This window comes from Allobosea sp. P4_H5, from assembly GCF_056400825.1.
This window is the reverse complement of record NZ_JBFUKM010000003.1, coordinates 20376-40847: the sequence shown is the minus strand read 5'-3', so window position 1 is coordinate 40847 and position 20472 is coordinate 20376. Positions and strand designations below refer to the sequence as shown.

The 20472-nt window shown below is 66.1% G+C and carries 21 protein-coding genes; 10 read left to right on the top strand and 11 right to left on the bottom strand.

All coding sequences use genetic code 11. The features are described from left to right. Positions 1–55: 55 nt before the first annotated feature. Positions 56–1033 carry an NAD(P)-dependent oxidoreductase gene (locus AC1DS0_RS06665; RefSeq protein ID WP_476813595.1) on the top strand — a complete coding sequence of 326 codons (978 nt, stop codon included), beginning with the start codon at positions 56–58 and terminating at the stop codon, positions 1031–1033. A gap of 31 nt (positions 1034–1064) precedes the next feature. Here AC1DS0_RS06665 and AC1DS0_RS06660 read toward each other — a convergent pair whose 3' ends face one another. The 4 genes from AC1DS0_RS06660 to AC1DS0_RS06645 all read right to left on the bottom strand — a co-directional run bounded on the left by AC1DS0_RS06660 (position 1065) and on the right by AC1DS0_RS06645 (position 4083). After that, complete coding sequence (locus AC1DS0_RS06660) at positions 1065–2333, bottom strand: RNA polymerase sigma factor (protein WP_476813594.1); 1269 nt, start codon at positions 2331–2333, stop codon at positions 1065–1067. Between the two features lie 42 nt (positions 2334–2375). Next, positions 2376–2798 (bottom strand): YciI family protein, encoded by a 423-nt coding sequence (locus AC1DS0_RS06655; RefSeq protein ID WP_476813593.1) that lies wholly within the window; start codon positions 2796–2798, stop codon positions 2376–2378. 81 nt (positions 2799–2879) lie between these two features. After that, positions 2880–3302 carry a YciI family protein gene (locus tag AC1DS0_RS06650; RefSeq protein ID WP_476813592.1) on the bottom strand — a complete coding sequence of 141 codons (423 nt, stop codon included), beginning with the start codon at positions 3300–3302 and terminating at the stop codon, positions 2880–2882. Positions 3303–3420: 118 nt separating this feature from the next. Beyond that, on the bottom strand, positions 3421–4083 hold the full coding sequence (locus AC1DS0_RS06645) for a dihydrofolate reductase family protein (protein WP_476813591.1): 663 nt from the start codon (positions 4081–4083) through the stop codon (positions 3421–3423). Between the two features lie 289 nt (positions 4084–4372). Here AC1DS0_RS06645 and ygfZ point away from each other — a divergent pair, with 289 nt between their 5' ends. Genes ygfZ through AC1DS0_RS06630 form a run of 3 tightly spaced genes read left to right on the top strand, consistent with a single transcriptional unit; the run spans position 4373 to position 6508 of the window. Further along, positions 4373–5260, top strand: coding sequence for a CAF17-like 4Fe-4S cluster assembly/insertion protein YgfZ (ygfZ, locus tag AC1DS0_RS06640; RefSeq protein WP_476813590.1), 888 nt, complete (start codon positions 4373–4375; stop codon positions 5258–5260). Beyond that, on the top strand, positions 5257–5892 hold the full coding sequence (locus AC1DS0_RS06635; protein ID WP_476813589.1) for a DNA-3-methyladenine glycosylase I: 636 nt from the start codon (positions 5257–5259) through the stop codon (positions 5890–5892). Before ygfZ ends, AC1DS0_RS06635 begins: the two co-directional genes overlap by 4 nt. Positions 5893–5908: 16 nt before the next feature. Beyond that, positions 5909–6508 carry a YfbR-like 5'-deoxynucleotidase gene (locus tag AC1DS0_RS06630; protein ID WP_476813588.1) on the top strand — a complete coding sequence of 200 codons (600 nt, stop codon included), beginning with the start codon at positions 5909–5911 and terminating at the stop codon, positions 6506–6508. Positions 6509–6696: 188 nt separating this feature from the next. On the opposite strand, the gene AC1DS0_RS06625 is transcribed toward AC1DS0_RS06630, so the two are convergent. Next, positions 6697–6984 carry an SH3 domain-containing protein gene (locus tag AC1DS0_RS06625; RefSeq protein WP_476813587.1) on the bottom strand — a complete coding sequence of 96 codons (288 nt, stop codon included), beginning with the start codon at positions 6982–6984 and terminating at the stop codon, positions 6697–6699. Between the two features lie 198 nt (positions 6985–7182). On the opposite strand from AC1DS0_RS06625, the gene aceB reads away from it, so the two are divergent. Next, positions 7183–8790, top strand: coding sequence for a malate synthase A (aceB, locus tag AC1DS0_RS06620; protein WP_476813586.1), 1608 nt, complete (start codon positions 7183–7185; stop codon positions 8788–8790). A gap of 216 nt (positions 8791–9006) precedes the next feature. On the opposite strand, the gene AC1DS0_RS06615 is transcribed toward aceB, so the two are convergent. Continuing rightward, on the bottom strand, positions 9007–9984 hold the full coding sequence (locus tag AC1DS0_RS06615; RefSeq protein ID WP_476813585.1) for a quinone oxidoreductase family protein: 978 nt from the start codon (positions 9982–9984) through the stop codon (positions 9007–9009). A gap of 83 nt (positions 9985–10067) precedes the next feature. Here AC1DS0_RS06615 and AC1DS0_RS06610 point away from each other — a divergent pair, with 83 nt between their 5' ends. Together AC1DS0_RS06610 and argC are read left to right on the top strand one after the other, a co-directional pair. Next, positions 10068–10637 carry a CGNR zinc finger domain-containing protein gene (locus AC1DS0_RS06610; protein ID WP_436151380.1) on the top strand — a complete coding sequence of 190 codons (570 nt, stop codon included), beginning with the start codon at positions 10068–10070 and terminating at the stop codon, positions 10635–10637. A 430-nt stretch (positions 10638–11067) separates the two neighbouring features. Then, positions 11068–12042: an N-acetyl-gamma-glutamyl-phosphate reductase gene (gene argC, locus AC1DS0_RS06605; RefSeq protein WP_476813584.1), complete on the top strand. Its 975-nt coding sequence runs from the start codon at positions 11068–11070 to the stop codon at positions 12040–12042. A gap of 83 nt (positions 12043–12125) precedes the next feature. Here argC and AC1DS0_RS06600 read toward each other — a convergent pair whose 3' ends face one another. The 3 genes from AC1DS0_RS06600 to AC1DS0_RS06590 form a co-directional block, all read right to left on the bottom strand. Beyond that, positions 12126–12629 (bottom strand): hypothetical protein, encoded by a 504-nt coding sequence (locus AC1DS0_RS06600; protein ID WP_476813583.1) that lies wholly within the window; start codon positions 12627–12629, stop codon positions 12126–12128. 225 nt (positions 12630–12854) lie between these two features. Further along, on the bottom strand, positions 12855–13229 hold the full coding sequence (locus AC1DS0_RS06595) for a hypothetical protein (protein WP_476813582.1): 375 nt from the start codon (positions 13227–13229) through the stop codon (positions 12855–12857). 13 nt (positions 13230–13242) lie between these two features. Continuing rightward, positions 13243–13611, bottom strand: a complete 369-nt coding sequence (locus AC1DS0_RS06590) for a hypothetical protein (protein ID WP_476813581.1) — start codon at positions 13609–13611, stop codon at positions 13243–13245. Between the two features lie 485 nt (positions 13612–14096). Here AC1DS0_RS06590 and AC1DS0_RS06585 point away from each other — a divergent pair, with 485 nt between their 5' ends. From AC1DS0_RS06585 to AC1DS0_RS06575, 3 genes are all read left to right on the top strand, one after another. Then, positions 14097–15128 carry a DUF3616 domain-containing protein gene (locus AC1DS0_RS06585; protein ID WP_476813580.1) on the top strand — a complete coding sequence of 344 codons (1032 nt, stop codon included), beginning with the start codon at positions 14097–14099 and terminating at the stop codon, positions 15126–15128. 49 nt (positions 15129–15177) lie between these two features. Continuing rightward, complete coding sequence (locus tag AC1DS0_RS06580; RefSeq protein ID WP_476813579.1) at positions 15178–15741, top strand: NUDIX hydrolase; 564 nt, start codon at positions 15178–15180, stop codon at positions 15739–15741. Between the two features lie 119 nt (positions 15742–15860). Beyond that, positions 15861–16757, top strand: coding sequence for a hypothetical protein (locus AC1DS0_RS06575; protein WP_476813578.1), 897 nt, complete (start codon positions 15861–15863; stop codon positions 16755–16757). A gap of 3 nt (positions 16758–16760) precedes the next feature. Here the strand turns inward: AC1DS0_RS06575 and AC1DS0_RS06570 are convergent, their stop codons facing one another. Continuing rightward, the gene (locus tag AC1DS0_RS06570) at positions 16761–17876 is read right to left on the bottom strand and encodes a PLP-dependent cysteine synthase family protein (RefSeq protein ID WP_476813577.1); all 1116 of its coding nucleotides are present in this window, start codon (positions 17874–17876) and stop codon (positions 16761–16763) included. A gap of 98 nt (positions 17877–17974) precedes the next feature. Further along, positions 17975–20362, bottom strand: coding sequence for an AI-2E family transporter (locus AC1DS0_RS06565; RefSeq protein ID WP_476813576.1), 2388 nt, complete (start codon positions 20360–20362; stop codon positions 17975–17977). Positions 20363–20472 lie beyond the last annotated feature (110 nt).

Sequence of the window (20472 nt, the reverse complement as noted above, 5' to 3'; positions counted from 1 at the left end):
TGTAAGTAATTGAAATAAAAAATAAAACTGAGAAATCTCCCGCGAAGCCGCCGGCATGGGCCGGCGTCAGCCAAACCCCAGAGCGAGCGCGACGCTGCGCGGTCGAAGGCCTGCCTTCTATCGCAGTCGTGCTCCCGCCCTGTCAGGAGAGCCATCGATGAGTGCCACTGTTTCCGTCATCGGCCTCGGCCGCATGGGCGCCGCCCTCGCCCAGGCCTTTTTGAAGGCCGGCATCCCCACCCATGTCTGGAATCGCTCGCCCGGCAAGGCTGCAGCTCTTGCAGACCAGGGCGCGAGCGTCGCGTCGTCGGTCGCTGCCGCCGCGGCGGCAGCCGACATCATCGTCGTCTGCGTCAGCACCTACGCCGATTCGGACCGACTGTTCCGCTCGCCCGAAGTCGCGGCCGCCCTACGCGGCAAGCTGATCATTCAGGTCTCTTCCGGCTCGCCGAACCAGGCGCGTGCGCAGGAGAAATGGGCGGCCGACAACGGCACCAGCTATCTCGACGGCGCGATCATGGCGACGCCGGACTTCATCGGCGAACCCGGCGGCACCATCCTCTATTCCGGGCCTCGGGCCCTGTTCGAGGCCAACCAGGCCATCCTCCTGGCGCTCGGCGGCAATCCGCAATTCGTCGGCGAGGATGTCGGCCACGCCTCGGCCCTCGACCTCTCCCTGCTCGGGCAGATGTGGGGCGCGCTCTTCGGCCAGTTCCAGGCGGCCGCGATCTGCGAGGCCGAGGGCATCGCGCTCGACCTGTTCGAGGAACACCGGCAGGCCTTCCTGCCCGTCGTCGAGGGCGCTGTGGTCGATCTGGTCACCCGCATCCGCGATCGCCGCTTTGCCGCCGACGCGGAGACCCTCGCCTCACTCGACGTCCATTACGGCGCCTTCGGCCTGCTCTTGCAGCTCTGCGCCGAACGCGGCCTAAATGATCTCGTCCCCAAGGCGCAGGACAGCCTCTTCCGCGAGGCGATCGCCGCCGGCCATCGCCAGGACGATTTTGCCGCCATCGCGCAGTTCATGCGCTGAAGAACGGCCCGCCAGGCGGCTGCGCTCGGTTTCAGCCGGCCGCCTTTCGCGCCGTCTCCGCCCGGCCGAGCAGCAAATCGCGCTCGCGCCGGTTCCGGGTCATGCCGGCGGCGCGGGTGAATTCGGCCTCCGCCTCGCCATGCCGGCCGAGCTTGACCAGGAAATCGGCGCGCACGCTCGGCAGCAGGTGGTAATTCTTCAATGCCGGTGCGGAAGCGAGCGCATCGACCAGCACCAGCCCCGCCGCCGGCCCCTCCGCCATCGAGACCGCCACCGCCCGGTTGAGCTCGATCACCGGCGAGGGCGTCAGCTCGCCGAGGGCGCCATAGAGGGCCGCGATTCTGCGCCAGTCGGTCTCCGCGGCGGTGTTGGCGCGGGCATGGCAGGCAGCGAGCTCGGCCTGCAGGACGTAAGAGCTGGGCCCGGCGGAAAGCCGGCGCGCCGTCTCCAGCGCCTTGAGGCCGTGATTGATCAGCAGCCGGTCCCAGCGTGCCCGGTTCTGGTCGAGCAGCAGCACCGGCTCGCCATCCGGCCCGATCCGGGCGCGCAGGCGCGAGGCCTGCAATTCCATCAGCGCGACGAGGCCGTGCACCTCCGGCTCCTGCGGCGCGAGGCCGGCGAGGATGCGCCCGAGCCGCATCGCCTCCTGGCAGAGCGCGGGTCGCACCCAGTCTTCGCCGCCGGTCGCGGCATAGCCCTCGTTGAAGATCAGATAGACCACCTCGAGCACCGAGGCGAGGCGGTTCGCCAGCTCGGAGCCATGTGGCACCTCATAGGGCACCTTGGCCTCGGCCAGTGCCTTCTTCGCCCGGACCAGGCGCTGGGCCATGGTCGGCTCGGGCACCAGGAAGGCACGCGCGATCTCCTCGGTGGTGAGGCCGCCGATCAGGCGCAATGTCAGCGCGAGGCGTGCCTCGACCGCGAGCACCGGATGGCAGGCTGTGAAGATCAGCCGGAGCAGGTCGTCGCCGAGCTCGTCGTCGAGCGCCTCCTCGATCCCGGCGATCGGATCGTCTTCCTCGTCGAGATCGCGGCCGATCTCCTCATGCTTGCGCTGCAGCATCCTGGCGCGCCGGAGGCCGTCGAGCGCGCGGTGCTTGGCGGCCTGCATCAGCCAGGCGCCGGGATTGCGTGGCACGCCCTCATCAGGCCATTGCTGGAGCGCTGCGACGAGCGCGTCCTGCGCCAGCTCCTCGGCCCGGCCGACGTCGCGGGTGACGCGAGCTAGGCCCGCGATCAGCCTGGGAGCCTCGATCCGGAAGACCGCCTCGATGGCGCGGTGTGCATCGCTTGCCGTCATCGCCTGCGATACACACCATCAGCATGGAGGCTGGCAAGCGGCTCAGCCGTTGCCGACCTCGCTCTTCAGCCGATCCCAGGTCGCGGCGGCCTCGGGCGAGACCATCTCGCCGAAATCGGCGATGTCGACGACCGGGCGGATCTCGATCTCGGACGGGCCGGGCATCGGGTTGGGGCAGCGCTTGACCCAGGCGATGGCTTCGTCGAGCGACTTGCACTCCCAGAGCCAGTAGCCGGCGACCAGCTCCTTGGTCTCGGCGAAGGGCCCGTCGACGACGGAGCACCTGGCGCCGTCGAACTGCACGCGCGCACCCTTGGCGCTCGGCTGCAGGCCGTCGCCGCCCTTCATGATGCCGGCTTTCACCAGCTCCTCATTATAGGCCATCATCGCATCGACCAGTTCCCGGGTCGGCGGCGCGCCGGCTTCGCTGTCCTTGGTCGCCTTGACCATCACCATGAAACGCATCGATCTTCTCCGTGTGGTTGGAGAGGTGCAGGCCTCGCCTCGCACCCTCCGGGTTGATTGGAATTGAAAGCCTTGGTCCGGTCAGCCGGCGTTCTTGGCCGACTCCGCTCGCACGCGCTCTTCCTGCTCGCGCAATTCCGGCGTGATCGCCTCGCCGAAATCCTCCATCTCGAAGATCGGGCGCAGCTCGATCTCGGTGCCCCCGTCGAAGGGCGCGCGCTTCAGCCACTCGACGGCCTCGTCGAAGGAGCGGACCTGCCAGATCCAGAAGCCGGCTAGCAGCTCCTTGGTCTCGGCGAAGGGGCCATCGAGGACCGTCCGCTGCGCGCCCGAGAAGCGCATGCGCAGCCCCTTCGCGCTCGGATGGAGCCCGTCCATCGCCAGCAGCACGCCTGCCTTCACCAGTTCCTCGTTATAGGCACCCATCTTGGTGAGGAGGGCCTCGTCCGGCATCACGCCGGCTTCGCTGTCCTTGTTGGCCTTGACCAGAACCATCACACGCATCGGTCTTCTCCCATCTCTACGCGTTGATTTCGCTGCGGTATGGAGCGGGAGAATTCCCGCCCTCTGTCTTCACGTCGAACGAGGCAGGCCCCCGATCGACAGGCCGTCGAAATTTTTTTCAGCCCTTGGCCGCATATTTTTCGCGGCGGGCGATTTCAGCGGCGCTCGGCTCGGCGAACTCGAAGGAGCCGGTCGTGACCTCGCCCTCGCGGCGATAGGTCGCCATGAGCACGCCGGTGCTGGACGCGCTGCTTTCGACCAGCTTGAACGCGGCGGGCATGGCGCCCGAGCCGAACAGCCGCTTGCCCTTGCCGAGCACGACCGGGAAGGTCAGCAGCGTGATCTCGTCGATCAGGTCTTTGGCGAGCAGCGCCTGGATCAATTCGCTCGAGCCCTGCAGCAGAAGCTTGCGCCCGTCCTGACGCTTCAGCGCCGCGACTTCGGCGGCAGGATCGCCACGCAGCGCGACGCTGTTCTGCCAGGTCAGAGTCTGCGGCTCCGAGGTCGCGACATATTTGGTGATGGCGTTGAACTTGACCGCGATCGGATCGTCGCCGGCATAGGGCCAGTGCGCCGCGAAAATGTCATAGGTCCGGCGGCCGAGCAGCAGGTCGAACTCGTCGGACAGGGCCTTGTCCATGACCTTGCCCATCGCCTCGTCCCAGTAGTGGAAGGTCCAGCCGCCATGGCTGAAGCCGCCCTGCGGATCCTCCTGCGGGCCGCCCGGCGCCTGCATGACACCGTCGAGGGACACGAAGGTGGCAGCAACGACTTGTCTCATCTGATCTCTCCCGAACTCGCGGGAACCTGGTCCCGCATCGCGTCTTTCGAAGCTCGGGCGAAGGCGGCAGTTGCCTGCGACCTCCGCTGCTTCTTGCTGACACGTCGAATGGGAAAACGCCGGATCGACAGCTCCCCCAAAAAAATTTCACCGGGACGGCCGCGCGGCATACGGCACCCGTTTCCTGGGTCCATCGCCGCATCGGTTGAGCCTTTGGCCGAAGCACCCTAACTATCGGGACGAACGGCGCCCGCGCCGAAACTAAAGATCGCTCAGAGAGCCCCCCGCCATGCCGGCAACCAGACTGGTCGACCGCGGCGTCATCCGCGTCAGCGGCGACGACACCCGCGATTTCCTCGACAACATCGTCACCAACGCGATGGAGACCGTCACGCCCGAGCGCGCCGGATATGGCGGGCTGCTGACACCGCAAGGCAAGATCATCGACGATTTTCTGGTTGTCGCCGTGCCGGACGCGGAGGGCGGCGGCTTCCTGCTCGACACGCCCCTGCTCCAGATCCCCGACCTGATGAAGAAGCTGAAGCTCTACAAGCTGCGCGCCAAGGTCACGCTCGACGATCTCAGCGAGAGCGCGGCGGTGATCGCCGCGACCGATGGCGGCAGGCTGCCGGCCGATGCCGGGCTGGTCTATGCCGATCCGCGCCTGCCCGAACTCGGCGAGCGCGCCATCGTCGACCGTGACGGCGCCGACGAGCTCGTCGATGCCAGCATGGACGATTACCACGCTCGCCGCATCGGCCTCGGCATCCCCGATGGCGGACGCGACTTCCTCTATGGCGATGCCTTCCCGCACGAGGCGCTGTTCGACCAGCTCGGCGGCGTCTCCTTCAAGAAGGGCTGCTATATCGGCCAGGAGGTCGTCTCGCGCATGCAGCACCGCGGCACTGCGCGCTCGCGCATCGTGCCGGTCGTCTTCAGCGAAGGCATCAACCCCGATGACGGCGTCGAGGCCAGCGCCGGCGGCAAGACGCTCGGCCGTGTCGGCTCCTGCGCCGGCGGCCGCGGCCTTGCTTTGCTCCGGCTCGACCGAGTGGCGGATGCGTTCGCCGCCGGCCACAGGCTCGACGCCGGCGGCCTTGCTTTTACGCTGGCGCCCAAGCCGTCCTTCATCCGCTTCCCCTATCCCGGCGAGCCGGAATTCGGAGCAGCGGCATGAGTGACGTCACCGGCGGGCGTGAGGCGGTCGAGGGTCCCGACGGCAAATATCGCTGTATCTGGCCAGGGAGCGATCCGCTCTATCTTGCCTATCACGACACCGAATGGGGCGTGCCGGAATATGATTCCCGCACGCTCTGGGAAAAGCTGATGCTCGACGGCTTCCAGGCCGGCCTGTCCTGGATCACCATCCTGCGCAAGCGCGATGCCTTCCGCGCCGGCTTTTCCGGTTTCGAGCCGGAAACGGTCGCCCGCTTCGGCGAGGCCGATGTCCAGCGCCTCCTCGCCGATGCCGGGATCGTGCGCCATCGCGGCAAGATCGAGGGCACGATCCGCAATGCGCAGGCCTATCTCAGACTGAGCGAGAAGGGCCCCTTCAACGATTTCCTCTGGAAGCACCTCGACGGGCGGGTGATCCAGAACGCCTTCCGCACCCATGAGGATGTTCCGGCCGAGACCGCCGTCTCCAAGGCAATTTCGAAGGAGCTCAAGGCCGCCGGCTTCACCTTCTGCGGCCCGACCATCGTCTATGCGGTGATGCAGGCCTGCGGCATGGTCAACGACCACCTCACCGGCTGCTTCCGCCGGCAGGAATGCGCGGCGCTCGCCCGCGACACGCGCCCCGCCGCCTGATGGCGAAGAATCTCTGATGGTGAAGCCTCCCGCTCCGCCGCGCGCCTGGCAGCGCATGCTCTCGGGCCGGCGGCTCGATCTGCTCGATCCCTCGCCGCTTGATGTCGAGATCGAGGACATCGCCCATGGCCTTGCCCGCGTCGCCCGCTGGAACGGCCAGACGCACGGCGCGCATTCCTTCTCGGTGGCGCAGCACTCGCTGCTGGTCGAGGCGATCGCCGGGCATCTCAACCCGGACTGGTCGCGGGAATGGCGGCTGATGGCGCTGCTGCACGATGCGCCGGAGTACGTGATCGGCGACATGATCTCGCCGTTCAAGGCGGTGATGGGCGATGCCTATAAGGGCGTCGAACTGCGCCTGCTTGGTGCGATCCACCTGCGCTTTTCCCTGCCGGCGACGACGCCGGCGATCGTCAAGCGTAAGACCAAGGACGCAGACAAGATCTCGGCCTTCCTCGAAGCGACTGAGCTCGCCGGCTTCGAGCGCGAGGAAGCCCTGCGCTTCTTCGGCCGCCCGCAGGCGCTGCCGCGCGAGGTACTGGCGCTGATCGAGCCGCAGACGACGGAGCAGGCACAAGCGGCGTTCCTAAAGCGCTTTGGCGAACTGGCAGGATAAGGCGCGGGATCCCCTCTCCTGGAAGGAGAGGGGTAGGGGTGAGGTGTTCGAACTGGAAACGTTGGCCTGAACCTAACCGCGCGGTCAGGTCTCGCGGAACTGGTCTGATCTCCCACACCTCACACCGCCCTCTCCTTCCAGGAGAGGGTTCCCCGCGCTTAAGTCGTCAGCGAGTCAGCGCACCCGTCTCAATAACAGGACACGAACTCGCGGTAGACCCACCCCACCACGTGGGTACGCCCGCGAGGGCTAATCAGGGCCCAGGCCCGGCCGCGCTCGTCCGACGAGGTGTTGATCACGCGGATGCCGGCGCCATTGGTGACGCGGCCGATGATCTCGCCATTCGGCGTCTCGCGGATGTTGAGCGGCGTGCCCGTGGGATCGGTGACGGCGCAGCGGTTCTGGGCAAAGGCCGGCGTCGTCATGAAGCCGGCAGCGAAAGCGGCAGCGAGCAGGCCGAGGCGGGTGGCGGTCATGAACAAATCCCCTGATCGTCAACCGGCACGCCCCGCGCCGTGACACGCAGTTGCAATGGCAGCATCAGGGTCGGTTTCGCCTCCGCCGGGGATTGTTTCCATTCCTGATCAGATCATCTGACATTCTCTGCGGTTCCGGCCATAATCATGAAGCCCCATAATGCACCCATCTGATCGCTGCCTTGGGAGATGACAGCCATGACCGCCCCGACCAGCCTGAAGCTTCCTGCCGGCGTCGTCGTCAAGGGCGCGCTCGCCGAGCGCTATGACGAGATCCTGAGCCATGATGCGCTCGCCTTCGTCGCCGACCTGCAGCGCCGCTTCAACGAGACCCGCAAGCGCCTGCTCGCTGTGCGCAAGGAGCGCCAGAAGCGCTTCGACGCCGGCGAGACCCCGGATTTCCTGGCCGAGACCAAGCACATCCGCGAGGGTGACTGGAAGGTCGCAACCATCCCGACCGATCTGCTCGACCGCCGCGTCGAGATCACCGGCCCGGTCGACCGCAAGATGATCGTCAACGCGCTGAACTCCGGCGCCAAGGTCTTCATGGCCGATTTCGAGGACGCCTCCTCACCGGTCTGGGCCAACATGGTCGAGGGCCAGATCAACCTCAAAGACCGCTGGGCCGGCAGGATCGACTTCACCGACGCGACCTCGGGCAAGGCCTACAAGCTCAAGGACAAGCCCGCCGTCCTGATCATCCGGCCGCGCGGCTGGCACCTGCCCGAGCGCCATATCGAGATCGACGGCGAGATCGCCTCGGGCTCGCTGGTCGATTTCGGGCTCTATGTCTTCCATAACGCCAAGGCAGCGCTGGCGCAGGGCTCGGGCCCCTATTTCTACCTGCCCAAGCTCGAGAGCCATCTCGAGGCGCGCCTCTGGAACGACGTCTTCGTCGCCGCCCAGATCGCGCTCGGCCTGAAAGTCGGCACGATCAAGGCGACCGTGCTGATCGAGACCCTGCCGGCCGCCTTCGAGATGGACGAGATCCTCTACGAACTGCGCGAGCACATGGCCGGCCTGAACTGCGGCCGCTGGGACTACATCTTCTCCTTCATCAAGAAGCTCGCCCGCAACAAGGCCTTCGTCCTGCCCGACCGCTCGCAGGTCGTGATGACCAAGGCCTTCCTGCGCGCCTATTCGCTGCTGCTGATCAAGACCTGCCATCGCCGCGGCGCCTTCGCCATGGGCGGCATGGCGGCGCAGATCCCGGTCAAGAACAATCCCGAGGCCAATGCCGCCGCCTTCGCCAAGGTCAAGGCCGACAAGGAGCGCGAGGCCGGCGACGGCCATGACGGCACCTGGGTCGCCCATCCCGACCTCGTCCCCGTCGCGATGGAGGTGTTCGACCGGCTGATGCCGCAGGCAAACCAGCTCGGCAAGCTGCGCGAAGATGTACAGGTCGGGCGCGAAAACCTGCTCGAAGTGCACGAGGGTACCCGCACCGAGGAGGGTTTCCGCGAGAACATCCGCGTCGGCGTGCAGTATCTCGAAGCCTGGCTGCGCGGCCGCGGCGCGGTGCCGATCTACAACATGATGGAGGACGCCGCGACCGCCGAGATCAGCCGCGCCCAGATCTGGCAGTTCGTCCAGTACGGCGTCGCGCTCGAAGGCGGCGCCAAGGTCGATGCCGAGCTGTTCAAGCGCTGCTTGCCCGAAGAAATGGCGCGGGTGAAGAACGAGCTCGGGGCCGAAGCCTATGACAAGGGCCGCTTCCCCGAGGCGATCGACCTGTTCTCGAAGCTCTCGTTGGCACCGGAATTCGAGGAGTTCCTGACCGTGCCGGCTTACGGGAAGCTGGGCTGAGTTGACGTCCCGCGCCGCTCATATGGGCGGCGCGGGGCTGCTTTCTGTTCTGATCGTCGATGTCAGCGCTTGTCCGCAACGGGTGGAAAGCTGCCATTCCGGTTCGAGCGAAACATCGGGGTGAACTCGCGAGTGCTGCCCATCACCAGAACGGGGGCGGAGCCACTTAGGAGAACGAGGCGGAGGATGGGAGCGGCATTAAGAGAGCCCACGCCTTCATGACCCGACAGTGAGAAGAATCTTGCCCCGGGTTTCGTTCGATTCGATCCGCCGATGCGCCGCAGCCGCATCAGTGAGCGGAAAACGTTGATCGATCGAAACGACAAAGCGACCCGCGGCGACAAGATCGAGCAGAGCAATAAGATCAGGGCGCGGATTCCACCCAAGTCGTTGCAGGTTGGTGAACTGAAAGCCGAATATGGTGACATTCTTCGGATAGAAATCGCGTGTGTCGATAGTACTTGGTGTCAAGGCGACATTGGCCATCGCCACGACGCGGCCGCCCTGCGCCACGGCCCGCACGCTCTGGGCGAACGCTTCACCACCAGCAAGGTCGAGAACGACATCGGCGCCGCGCTTGTCCGTTAGCCGCATAACCTGTTCAACGAGGTCTTGGTCGCCTCTCAACACGACATGGTCGGCACCGAGATTACGGACGAACGCCTCCTTGTCCGATGAGCCGACCACGGCAATCACTGCTGCGCCCGCGTGCTTGGCGACCTGGATCGCGGCGCTTCCCACGCCGCTGGCAGCGGCATGGATCAGCACGACATCGCCCTTGCGAACGCGCGCCAGCTCATTGAGGCAATAGCGCGCCGAGAGCCATGTGACCGGAAGCGCCGCCGCGACGTCAAAATCCACGCTCGGCGGAAGGAGAACAACCTTCTTGGCCTCCGCTACGACAAGCTCCGCGTAAAAGCCAGGCACGCCCCACGCCACAACCCGATCACCGATTGCAAAGCCGTCGACGCCCGCGCCAAGCGCCTCAACGAAACCTGCCCCCTCGGTTCCCGGCGTCACCGGCAGAGGCGGCAAGATATGATAGCCGCCTGCCCGAAGCAGCGCGTCCGCACGATTCACCGAGGCCGCCGCGAGGCGAATCAAAATTTGACCGGCGCCTGGACTGGGATCGGGAACCTCGGCCGCTACCAACCGGTCCGGGGGGCCAAATTCCGTAACTTGCACAACGCGCATCGTCCACCTATTTTTGACACCATATGAATAGGTGTCGATATTTACACTAGTTCAATCGGTGTCAAGTGAAATAGAGTGGGGAAATGGAAGCGACGGAATTTAGATTCGTCGGCGGTAGATCGAGCCTCGATCTGATCGCTACACTGGGAAAGCGCCACGTAAAGCCGATTGAACGGCTCGCGGACAGCGCTGCCGCAGAGGCGTGGCTTGAGCTTGCGGGTGTATTGCCGCGCGGATCCGGCGCGAGAGTCAGCATCGTGCAGCTCGGTGCCCTGAGGAAGCTCCGCGAGACGATTTATCGCCTGGTCCGCGCCGCGATGACCGGCACCCGTTTCGAGCCGAGCGATCTGGCGGCACTCAACGCCGCCGCCACGGCTCCCGATCTCATCCCGCAATTGAATGGGCATGGCGCCGAAACCGTGAAATGGAACAGTCGCGATCCGGTCGATGCCGCGACCTCTTCGATTGCGCGCGACGCCGTATTGCTGCTCGCCCGCGTGTCGGCGAAACGGATCAAGGAATGTGAAGGCCCGGATTGCTCGCTTCTGTTTCTGGACGAGTCGCAGTCAAGCCGGCGGCGCTGGTGTTCGATGGACCGATGCGGCAACTTGTCGAAAATTCATACCTATCGCCGCCGCAAGCCGCAGGGCTAGACGGAGTGGCCGCGCCCGACGCTAGCTAGCGCGGGACTAGGTCCGGTCTGAAACGGTGAATCGCCCTGTCATGCGGGCGAAGAGCCACCGCCCGCTACCGTGAACATGTGTCCAATAATGCGCGGAACCAGGTGGGCATGCGCCCGCCAATGTCCGCAACGGGTCGTCGGCAGACATTCCACTTGACGATAAATGTGGGTCGGGACAGTGTCCCGGGGCATGCTCAGGAACCGGACCCTTTGCGACCGACGCCGACGCCGCTTCATCCAAGCGGCGGCTTCCTGGCTGCGCGTCGATCAGCGTCCTCCCGCGTGGTGACTGCCTCATTGTAGGTCCCACTCGTCGGAACGGCCCCGACCCGCGTTTCTGAACCCCCGCAGCCCTCGGCTCCGGGGGTTTTCTTTTGCCCGAACCCCAGAAGGACATCACCATGAGCATTCGCGTCGGCATTGTCGGGATCAGCGGTTTTGGCGGCGGCGAGGCGCTGCGCTTGGTCGCGAGCCACCCGTCTTTCGAGCTGGTCTACGCCGCAGGCGAGAGCAGCGCTGGTAGCCGCTTGGTCGACCGTTTCCCCGGTGTGCCGACCAAGCTCGCCGAACTGGTGATCGAGAAATGGGACCCGGCAACCCTGCCGAAGCTCGACGTGCTGTTCGCGTCGCTGCCGACGGGCGCCTCCGCCGAGGCGCTGTCACGCGTCCCAAAGGATGTGAAGATCGTCGATATCGGCGGCGACCACCGCTATGTCGAGGGGTGGGCTTACGGCTTGGCCGATATCTGGCCGGCTCAGATCGAAGGTCAGACCCGCGTCGCCAATCCCGGCTGCTTCCCCGCAGCGACGCTGACCGCGCTGGCGCCGCTGCTGGCCGACAGGCTGATCGAGCCCGGCAATATCGTGATCGACGTCAAGACGGGCATCTCCGGCGCCGGCCGGGGCGGCGACAGCAAGTTCGGCTACGCCGAGAGCAACGAGAACCTGGTGCCCTACGGCCTGCTCAAGCACACCCACATGCCCGAGATCGCCCGGACGATCGAGCGGCTGAGCGGCGGCAGCGCTGCCGGGCTGGTGTTCACGCCGCATCTGGTGCCGATGACCCGCGGCATCCTCGCCACTATCTACTGCCGCGGCCGCGCCACCACGGATCAGTGCCTGGACGCGGCCCGGCGCTTCTATGCCCGGCGCTCGTTCGTCCGCGTGACCGACAAGCCGCCGCAGACCAAATGGGCGACCGGCTCGAACCTCGCATTCGTCAGCTATGCGGCCGATCCGGAGCGCAACCTGGTGATCGCGATGGGCGTGGTCGACAATCTCGGCAAGGGAGCGGCGGGCCAGGCGGTGCAGAATGCGAACCTGATCTGCGGCCTGCCGGAAACCGCAGGGTTGGACGGCGCACCTGTCTGGCCATGATGAAGGCGGACCTCCGGACAGCTATTCGATCTGCTTCGGAGGTCCGCTCAGGCCAGAGGCGGGCATGGCGTCGGCGTCGCGACTCAAAAACCGTACATCGCGATCATGATCGCAAAGGCGAGAGTGAACAGGACGCCGGCTGCGGTCGGCGCGGTCACGATGAAGGCGGCCAGGATCGGATGGCGGTTCCGCCACGCCAGCGCCGCCGCCGAGACCGCGATTACGAGCAACGCGATGAAATAGACCAATATGCGCCGCGCTTCGGCGTTGAGGTCGAGCCCGTTGCGGACGACGGACGGCAGCATCCCGAGCCATCCCAGCATCCAGCACGCGGCCACGGCGAGGGTCGCGCCGCGCAGGTCGCGCCGCATGACGAGCATGAAGGCGGCCGCGGCGGCCATGAGCTGGAGGGCGCCCGTTGCGGGAACGATCCAGCGCTCGATCCCCGTATAGAGGTTCGGCACCCCGAAGAACGGCAGCAGCAGCGAAGACAGCCCGAAATAGGCCGCAAACGCGGCCGACAGGATGAGAAGCAGCCGAGCCGCCCTGCCGAAGGGCGAGTTGCCGCCGGGCTCGACGTTCACCACCGCCACCTCGCTCGATCACAAGCGCGCGGAACCTCCGGAAGGTTGCGGCTCAAGCGCCCGCCCAACGTGGTCCATCTCCTAGATAATGGCCGACGCACGCACCTGCCAAGCTCCGCCTGCCGACGCTCGGGTTGGATAGTGACGATCTGAGCTATGCTACCGCCCCTGTAAGCGGTTCGACGACTTAACTTACGGCGCTGCGTCGAATCCAGCGCCCACCTGCTCTCAGTCGATGCCAATAAAGACATGCTCCGGCCAGCGATGATCGCTGAGCCATATCTTGATGGCCGTCGTCTTTGACGGCACCTCCTGGCGATGGACGAGCTCTTCGTCGACGGTATCGATGATCAGGGCATGGGCTGGTGTCTCGATCATGCCTGCAAAGGCCTCTGCCCACCCCGGATCGACGTCTTTGGCCGCACCGATATGAAGCTGCGTCGGGCCGTCGATCTCAGGGAACAGCCCGACGATGAGACAGCTGGGCGAGGCAGCCACCAGACTGACCTTGGGTTCGAAGTTCTCCGACGGGACATCGAAATCCCCACCGCCGTGCACGGACACGATCGAGTTGACCGGTCGAATTGCGACAATGCGGTGCATGATGAATACCTGATCAGTCGATCCCGATCATCACCTTTTCCGGCCAACGCGGATGGCTGAACCAGATTCGGACCTGCGTAACAGCTGAGCGAACCGGCTGGTCAAAAACAATCTCGTCGTCGACCGTCTCGACGAGGATACGTAGTCTTGGTGTTTCGAGTTGACCAACGAAACCCGGAGCATAGACGGGGTCGACGTCAGCCGCCGGACCTATCGTCAACTCGGTATCGCCATCCACTTCCGGCATGCAAGCCACCAAGAGGCAGCTCGGCGATGCGGCGACCGGCTCTATCGGCTGATCCGATGGCACGTCAACAGGACGGCCACCCGAGATGATGATCATTGAGTTGATGGGGCAAATCGTTGCTTTCCGGATCATCATCATCGTCTCCACTTCATGCCGGTAATGCGGCCGCCTTGCCTCAAACTGCAGCTCAGGCAGTGCGGAAACAGTCGTTGCGAACCGCCTGGCGTCACTATTGCGTTTGGAAGCTGATGATCACCGATGAAGTTCCCGGCCTTTGTTCCAGGCTGGGTCGTACCACAGGTGTGACAACCATAAGTCGACCCTATTCGGTTTATCTCCTGGACGCGATCGAGGTCCGAAACCGGCTGACAAGCAGATCGCGTCGCAACTCCAGCAGTGCCAGGGCGATCCGCTCGACACCGAGCCGCATGTCGAACAATGCAGTTGCGAAACCCGCTTGCGCCATGGCCTACTCCCTCGCCCGAAGCGCATTATCGGGCCGGCCAGAGCACCGGTGATAAGATCTCCCCGTATCCCCGTGGGCAGGCGCATTCGGCTTCGTCGGCCTTTGCAACCGCCATTGCGCGCCCTATGTCCGCTTTTTCCATCGGAGCAAGACCATGCGGCTCGCGATCCTCTCCGCCCTCGCGCTCAGCCTGCTGGCGACCAATACGGCCCTCGCCCAGCCCCTGACGCCCGAGCGGACGCTCAACGCCACCTCCGACTTCTCCGGCAAGAAGCCGCGCAAGACCGCCAAGGACATCAGCGGCATCGCCTGCCGCCCGCCCGCCGGCGGCGAATATCGCTGCCTCGTGATCAATGACGAGAACAAGGCCGCCCAGTTCGCGACGCTGAAGCAGGGCGCGATCATCCCCGGCCCCAGCCTGCAATTGATTAAGGACAGCGCCCCCGCCGCCGCGAGCGGACGCCAGCCGGCGATCGGCTGCCCCAAGCAGGGCGATTTCGAGGATTTCGACGGCGAGGGTGTCGCCTTTGCCGATCGCACTTTCTACGTCGTCGGCTCGCATGGCTGCTCACGGCGCAGCGGCGAATATCGGCCCTCCTCCTTCCTGCTGGCCCGGATCGCAGCCAGTAACGGTGAGGCCGGCACCTCCGAATTGAGCTGGCGCGTCGCCGATCTGCTCGGCGCGGCCGGCGAGGTCGCCCCCTTTGTCGGCAAGGCGCTCGACGAGACGAGCAACGGGCTCAATATCGAGGGCCTCGCGGTGGTCGGCGACCGGCTCTGGCTCGGCCTGCGCGCGCCAGCACTTGGCGGCCGCGCCTTCCTCGTCGGTGGCAGCGTCGCCGACCTGTTCAAGCCGGGCAGCGAGCCGGCAGCGAGCAAGCCGCAGCTCCTCGCCTTTGCGGCCGGAGCTCAGCGCGGCGTGCGCGATCTCGCCCCGCTCGCCGATGGCCGCCTGCTCGTCCTCGTCGGCCCGGCGCAGGAGCAGGACGTGCCCTATGCGATCCTGCTGCTCGACACAGCCGACCCCGCCGCCGTCCGTGAGCTCGGCCAGTTGCCTCGACGCAAGGACGCCAAGGCGGAGGCGCTCGCCGTGCTGGCACAGGAGCGTGGCGAACTGCGCGTCCTCATCGGCTATGACAGCGTGAAGAATGGCGGCTTCGAGGAATACCGGCTGAAGCTGCCCTGATCGGAAGGTGGCCTTCCCGGCTGGCTCCGGACATGCGATGCGCGTGGCCATGAGCTTCCTTGCGCGCCTCGATTCGACCGTCTCCCGCTATCTCGCCGAGGTCGCAGGCCCGCGCGAACGGCTGGCGCTGCTACGCTGGCAGATCGCCGAGCACCATATCCTCGACCGGCGCGAGACCATGCCGGGCCATGTCACCACCAGCGCCTTCGTGCTCTCGCCCGACCATGCCCAGGTCCTGTTGATCGACCATGTCGTGATCGGCCGCTGGCTCCAGCCCGGCGGCCATTACGAGCCGGCCGCGAGCTTCCACGATTCGGCGCTGCGCGAGGCGGTGGAAGAGACCGGCGTCGCCGCTCCCATCCTGCATCCTTGGCATCGCGGCGGCGATCTGCCCTTCGTCATCGACAGCCACGAGGTTCCGGGCAATCCGCGCCGCAGCGAGCTGCCGCATATCCACCACGACCTGCAATATCTCTTCATCGCCGATCCGGCCCTGCCGCTGATCGCCCAAGAAGAGGAGGTCCACGCCGCTGCGTGGAAGCCCATCGCAGCTCTGGCGGAGATCGCACCGGTAGCGTTCGCGCGGCTGCGCACCGTGGGCGTGCCCGGCTGAGCCGGCAGCGCCTGTTGCATTGCAGCAACAATACGCTGGTATAGCGCGGCGACCGAAGAGTCCATGTTGCGACTCATTTGCATTTGCTTAGGGTGGATGCATCAACAGGATCGCCAGCCATGCTGAAGTCAGCCTTCGTCGCTCTCGCCGCTGCGAGCCTGCTCTCGCCCGCCTTCGCCGCCGACCTGCCCTCACGCAAGGGCGCCCCGGCCGCGCCGCCGGTGCTTTCGGCCTGCAGCGAGAGCGAAGGCATTCCGACCGACGCCTTCGGCTTCACCACCGGCTCGGATGTCGCCGATCCCGGCTCCTTCGGCGCCAGCCTGACCTATAATGGCGGCTTCGGCGTCCGCAACGGCCGCCAGGCCGCGCATGGCCTGCAATTGCAGGGCTCCTACGGGCTCTTCCCCTGCTTCGAGGTCGGCCCCTACCTCCTCGGCGGCTACACCGACGCCACCATCGCCGGCGCCAAGGCCGACAGCCGCAGCGCTGGTGCCGGCGTCGAGATGAAGTACCGCCTGCTCGGCCGCGACCTGCACGGCGTCGGCCTGACGGTCATCGTCGATCCCAGCTTCAACCGCACCGATCCGACCGGCGCCAGCAATTTCACCACCTACAACACCGGCCTGCGCATTTTCGCCGACAAGACGCTCGTCCCTGGCAAGCTCTACGCCGCGCTCAACTTCTCGCATGACCTGACCTGGACGGGGCCGAGCTCCTATCTGCGCTCCTCGACCTTCACGGTCGGCGGCTCGCTCGCCTGGCAAATGCTCGACGGGCTCTATCTCAGCGGCGAAGTGCGCCATCAGCGCCGCCACAACGAGCTCGGCTTCGGCAAGGAAGCCGGCTACGCCACCTTCGCCGGCCCCGGCATCTTCTGGCAGGCGAGCAAGCAGCTCGCCATCTCCGCCGCCTACAACGTCCAGATCGCCGGCAAGGCCAAGGGCGTGCCGGGTGATCTCGACGTCACCAATTTCAGCCAGCACCTGCTGAAGGTGAAGGCGGCCTACAGCTTCTGAAGCTCACGCCTCTTCGAGCGGGCACTCCAGCCGCTCGCCGGCAAGAGCAGCCTCGATCCGGCGTTCGTAAGGGGCGGGATCGAGCCCGCGTTCGGCCAACCAGCCGGCATCGTAATAGGTCCTGAGATAGCGCTCGCCGGAATCGCAGATCAGCGTGACCAGCGAGCCCTGTTCGCCCTTTGCCCGCATCGCATCGGCGAGCCAGCATAAGGCGAAGAAATTGGTCCCGGTCGAGCCGCCGACGCGGCGCCCGAGCCGGCGCGAGAGCACGTTCATCGCCGCGATCGAAGCGGCGTCCGGCACCCGCACCATCCCGTCGATCACGCCGCGGACGAAGGAGGGCTCGACCCGCGGCCGCCCGATGCCTTCGATCAGCGACGGCCGCTCGCAGCGGCAATCGGCATTGGCGGTACGATAACCGTCGAAGAAGGCGGAGTGCTCGACATCGGCGACACAGAGCCTGGTGGCATGGCGCTTGTAGCGCAGATAGCGCCCGAGCGTCGCCGAGGTGCCACCCGTGCCGGCGCTCATCACCATCCAGGCCGGCGCTGGATGGGGCTCCTTGCCCATCTGCTGGAAGATCGATTCGGCGATGTTGTTGTTGCCGCGCCAGTCGGTCGCCCGTTCGGCGAAGGTAAACTGGTCCATGTAGTGGCCGCCGAGCCGGCGGGCGAGCGCCTCGGCCTCAGCATAGAGCGTGCGGCCATCGTCGATGAAATGACAGGTGCCGCCATGATGCTCGATGGCGGCGACCTTCTCGGCCGAGGTCGAGCGCGGCATCACCGCATAGAAGGGCACACCGATCATCCGGGCGAAATAGGCCTCAGACACCGCCGTCGAGCCGGATGAGGCCTCGATCACCGGAGTACCCTGGCGGATATGGCCGTTGCACAGCGCATAGAGGAAGAGCGAGCGCGCCAGCCGGTGCTTCAGGCTTCCGGTCGGATGGGTCGATTCATCCTTGAGATAGATGTCGATGCCCGCAAGCGCCGGGCAGTCGAGCTTGAAGAGATGAGTGTCGGCCGAGCGGTGCTGGTCGGCTTCGAGCGCAGCGATGGCGCGGTCGGTCCAGTCACGGGAACAGGGTGTCCGGACTGCAGGAGAAAGCTCGGCATCCATCGCGAAGACCTGTGCGCAGGGGCGGATACGCCATTATGCGCAAGCTCGCCTTCGGTGCCAGCATCGGGCTCGTCCTTGTAGCCGCGAGCCATCCAATCTTACTCCGGCACCGGCTGGCCGACCGTCGCGCTCGCTTCGGATTCCGCCTCGGCCGGCCGTTGTCGCGAGCCGTCGGCATCGATCCGGCTGATCGTCTCGACGACATCGGCCGCAAGCTTCTCCAGCAGCTCGCGCTCGCGCGGATCGAGGCTGCGCGCTTCCGCATCGAGGATGCAGAGCGCTCCCAGCACATGGCCGTCCGACGAACGCAGCGGCGCCCCGGCATAGAAGCGCAAGCCCCAGGTCTTGGCGACAGGATTGTCGGTGAAGCGGGCATCGCGCTCGGTATCGGCGACCACCAGCGTCTCACCGCTGGCCACGACATGGTCGCAGATCGCCGCCCGACGTGGCAGGATCGGCCGCCCGGCCGCGTCCCGGCCGAAGCCCGACAGGTCCTTGCTACCGCCGATGACGATCTCCTGCTCGGCATCGATCGCCGAGATCATCGCCACATCGACGTCGAAGGCATCGGCCGCACGCTTAGCGATCGCGTCAAGATCGTCACGCAGCGCCTCGTCGAGGAAACCGGTGCCGTGGAGCGCCGCCACGCGCTCGGCATCGTCGGCCGGCATCTCTGCCACAGCCGGTTCGCTCGCCGTCTCGGGCAACAGGCGCTGGACCCGGCCGATCGTCTCCTGGATCGAGGCTGCGATCTCGTCGGCACCGATCTCCTTGCTCGCTTCGCCCGCCAGCCTCTCGGGCGGCACCGTCCAGAGAACCACGATGATCGTCAGCTCCGGCCAGCGCTGCCGCAGGCGCCGGCAGAACTGCCGGGCGGCGTTGTCGGGCTCGCCGCTGAAATAGTTGAGACAGACGATCGGCACCCCATCTAGATCGAGCCTGGCGACCGAACCCGTCGTGACATGGGCGATCCTGCGCACCTGCGCGGGGACGCCTTCGAGGTCGAGCGCATGGGCCAGCATCTGCGCGGCGATCCCGTCGATCTCCCATTTGCCGCCGATGCAGACCACCTTTGGGGGCAAGCCCTCTGCAGCCGCGACCGGGTGCTCCTCGCGCAACTCCTCCAGCAGCGCCTCCATTCCCTCCGCGATGCGCAATCGATGCGCCGCAGTCGCCTGCCGACCATAATCGTCGCTGGCGAGGCGCAGCACCGCGACGCCGACGGTGTCATAGAAGGGCACCACGGAGAGCGTCTCGATCTCGCTTTCGGCGATCTCGATGGCTTCGTCGACATCGCCGGCGAGCAAGCGCTGGTAGATGCGTTCGGTCGGACTGAGCACCGGCACCGAGCCGAGCAGCGTGTCGAGGAACTGCAATTGCGGCAGCGTCTTGCCGAGGACCAGCAGGCAGACCGTCAGCGGCGTCGACAGGATCAGGCCGACGGGCCCCCAGAGCGCGGTCCAGAAGGTCGCGGCGGCGATCAGCGAGATCGCCGAGAGCCCGGTGCTGGTGCCGTAGAGCATGGGCTCGATGATGTTGTTGCTGATGAGCTCGAGCCCCGCGATCAGCACCAGCGTCCACAGCACCATGTGCCAGCCGGGATCGACCGCGAAGGCCAGCGCCAGCGGGAAGACGGCGGAGATCAACGCGCCGACATAAGGCACGAAGCGCAGTACCGCCGCGACGACCCCCCAGAGCAAAGCGCCCGGCACGCCGATCAACCACAGGCCGAGCGCCAACGGGATGGCGAAGGTGGTGTTCACCACGAGCTGCATCAGAAGGTAGCGGCTGATCCGCCTGCCGGCATCCTCGATCGCATCGGTCGAGCGGTGCAGGTTGCCGCCGAGGATGCGCAGCAGCCGGTCACGCAGGTCGGTCCGGTCGAGCAGCGCCAGCACCACGAAGACGAGAATGATGCCGGCCGTCGCCAGCGGTTCGAGCGCCCGCCCGAGCCAGACCAGCGCCACCTGCAATTGCGTGCCCGGCGCCGGCACGATCTCGACGCGCTGCGCCCCGGCGCCCTGCACCGACTCCACTTCCTTCTGGAGGGACGCGATCGCGTTCAGCGCACCATCGAGCATCCCCGGCGCCCTGAACTGCGCTTTGAGATCGTTGAGCTTGTTATGGATCGTCGATTGATAGCTCGGCAGTTGCTCGCCGAGCGAACGCAGCTGCGTGCCGAGCACGAGGAAGAGCCCGGCCAGCAGCACCAGCACCACCGTCATCACCGCCGCGATCGCGACCAGCTTCGGCAGGCCGCGCCGCCGCAGCCACATCACGGGGGGATTGAGCGCGAAACCGATCAGGAAGGCGAAGGCGAGCGGGATCAGGATGTCCTGGCCGTAATAGAGCGCCGCGATGATCACTGCCGCCGAGACGAGCGTCGCCGCCACCTTGACGATGTCGGCGCCGCCCAGATCGCCCGCGCCGATGCCGCCCGCCTCCGGCTGGACCGCTCTTCGGCTCGGAGCCGGTGTCGTTGCCATGCGCGAAGCCCCCCGGCCCCCTATTGGGTCGCCTTAAGAACGTGAGACGGACCACCCGGTTCCGCCTGCGCCCCAAGCCGCATTGCGAACTGCAAGCCGTAGACGCTAAG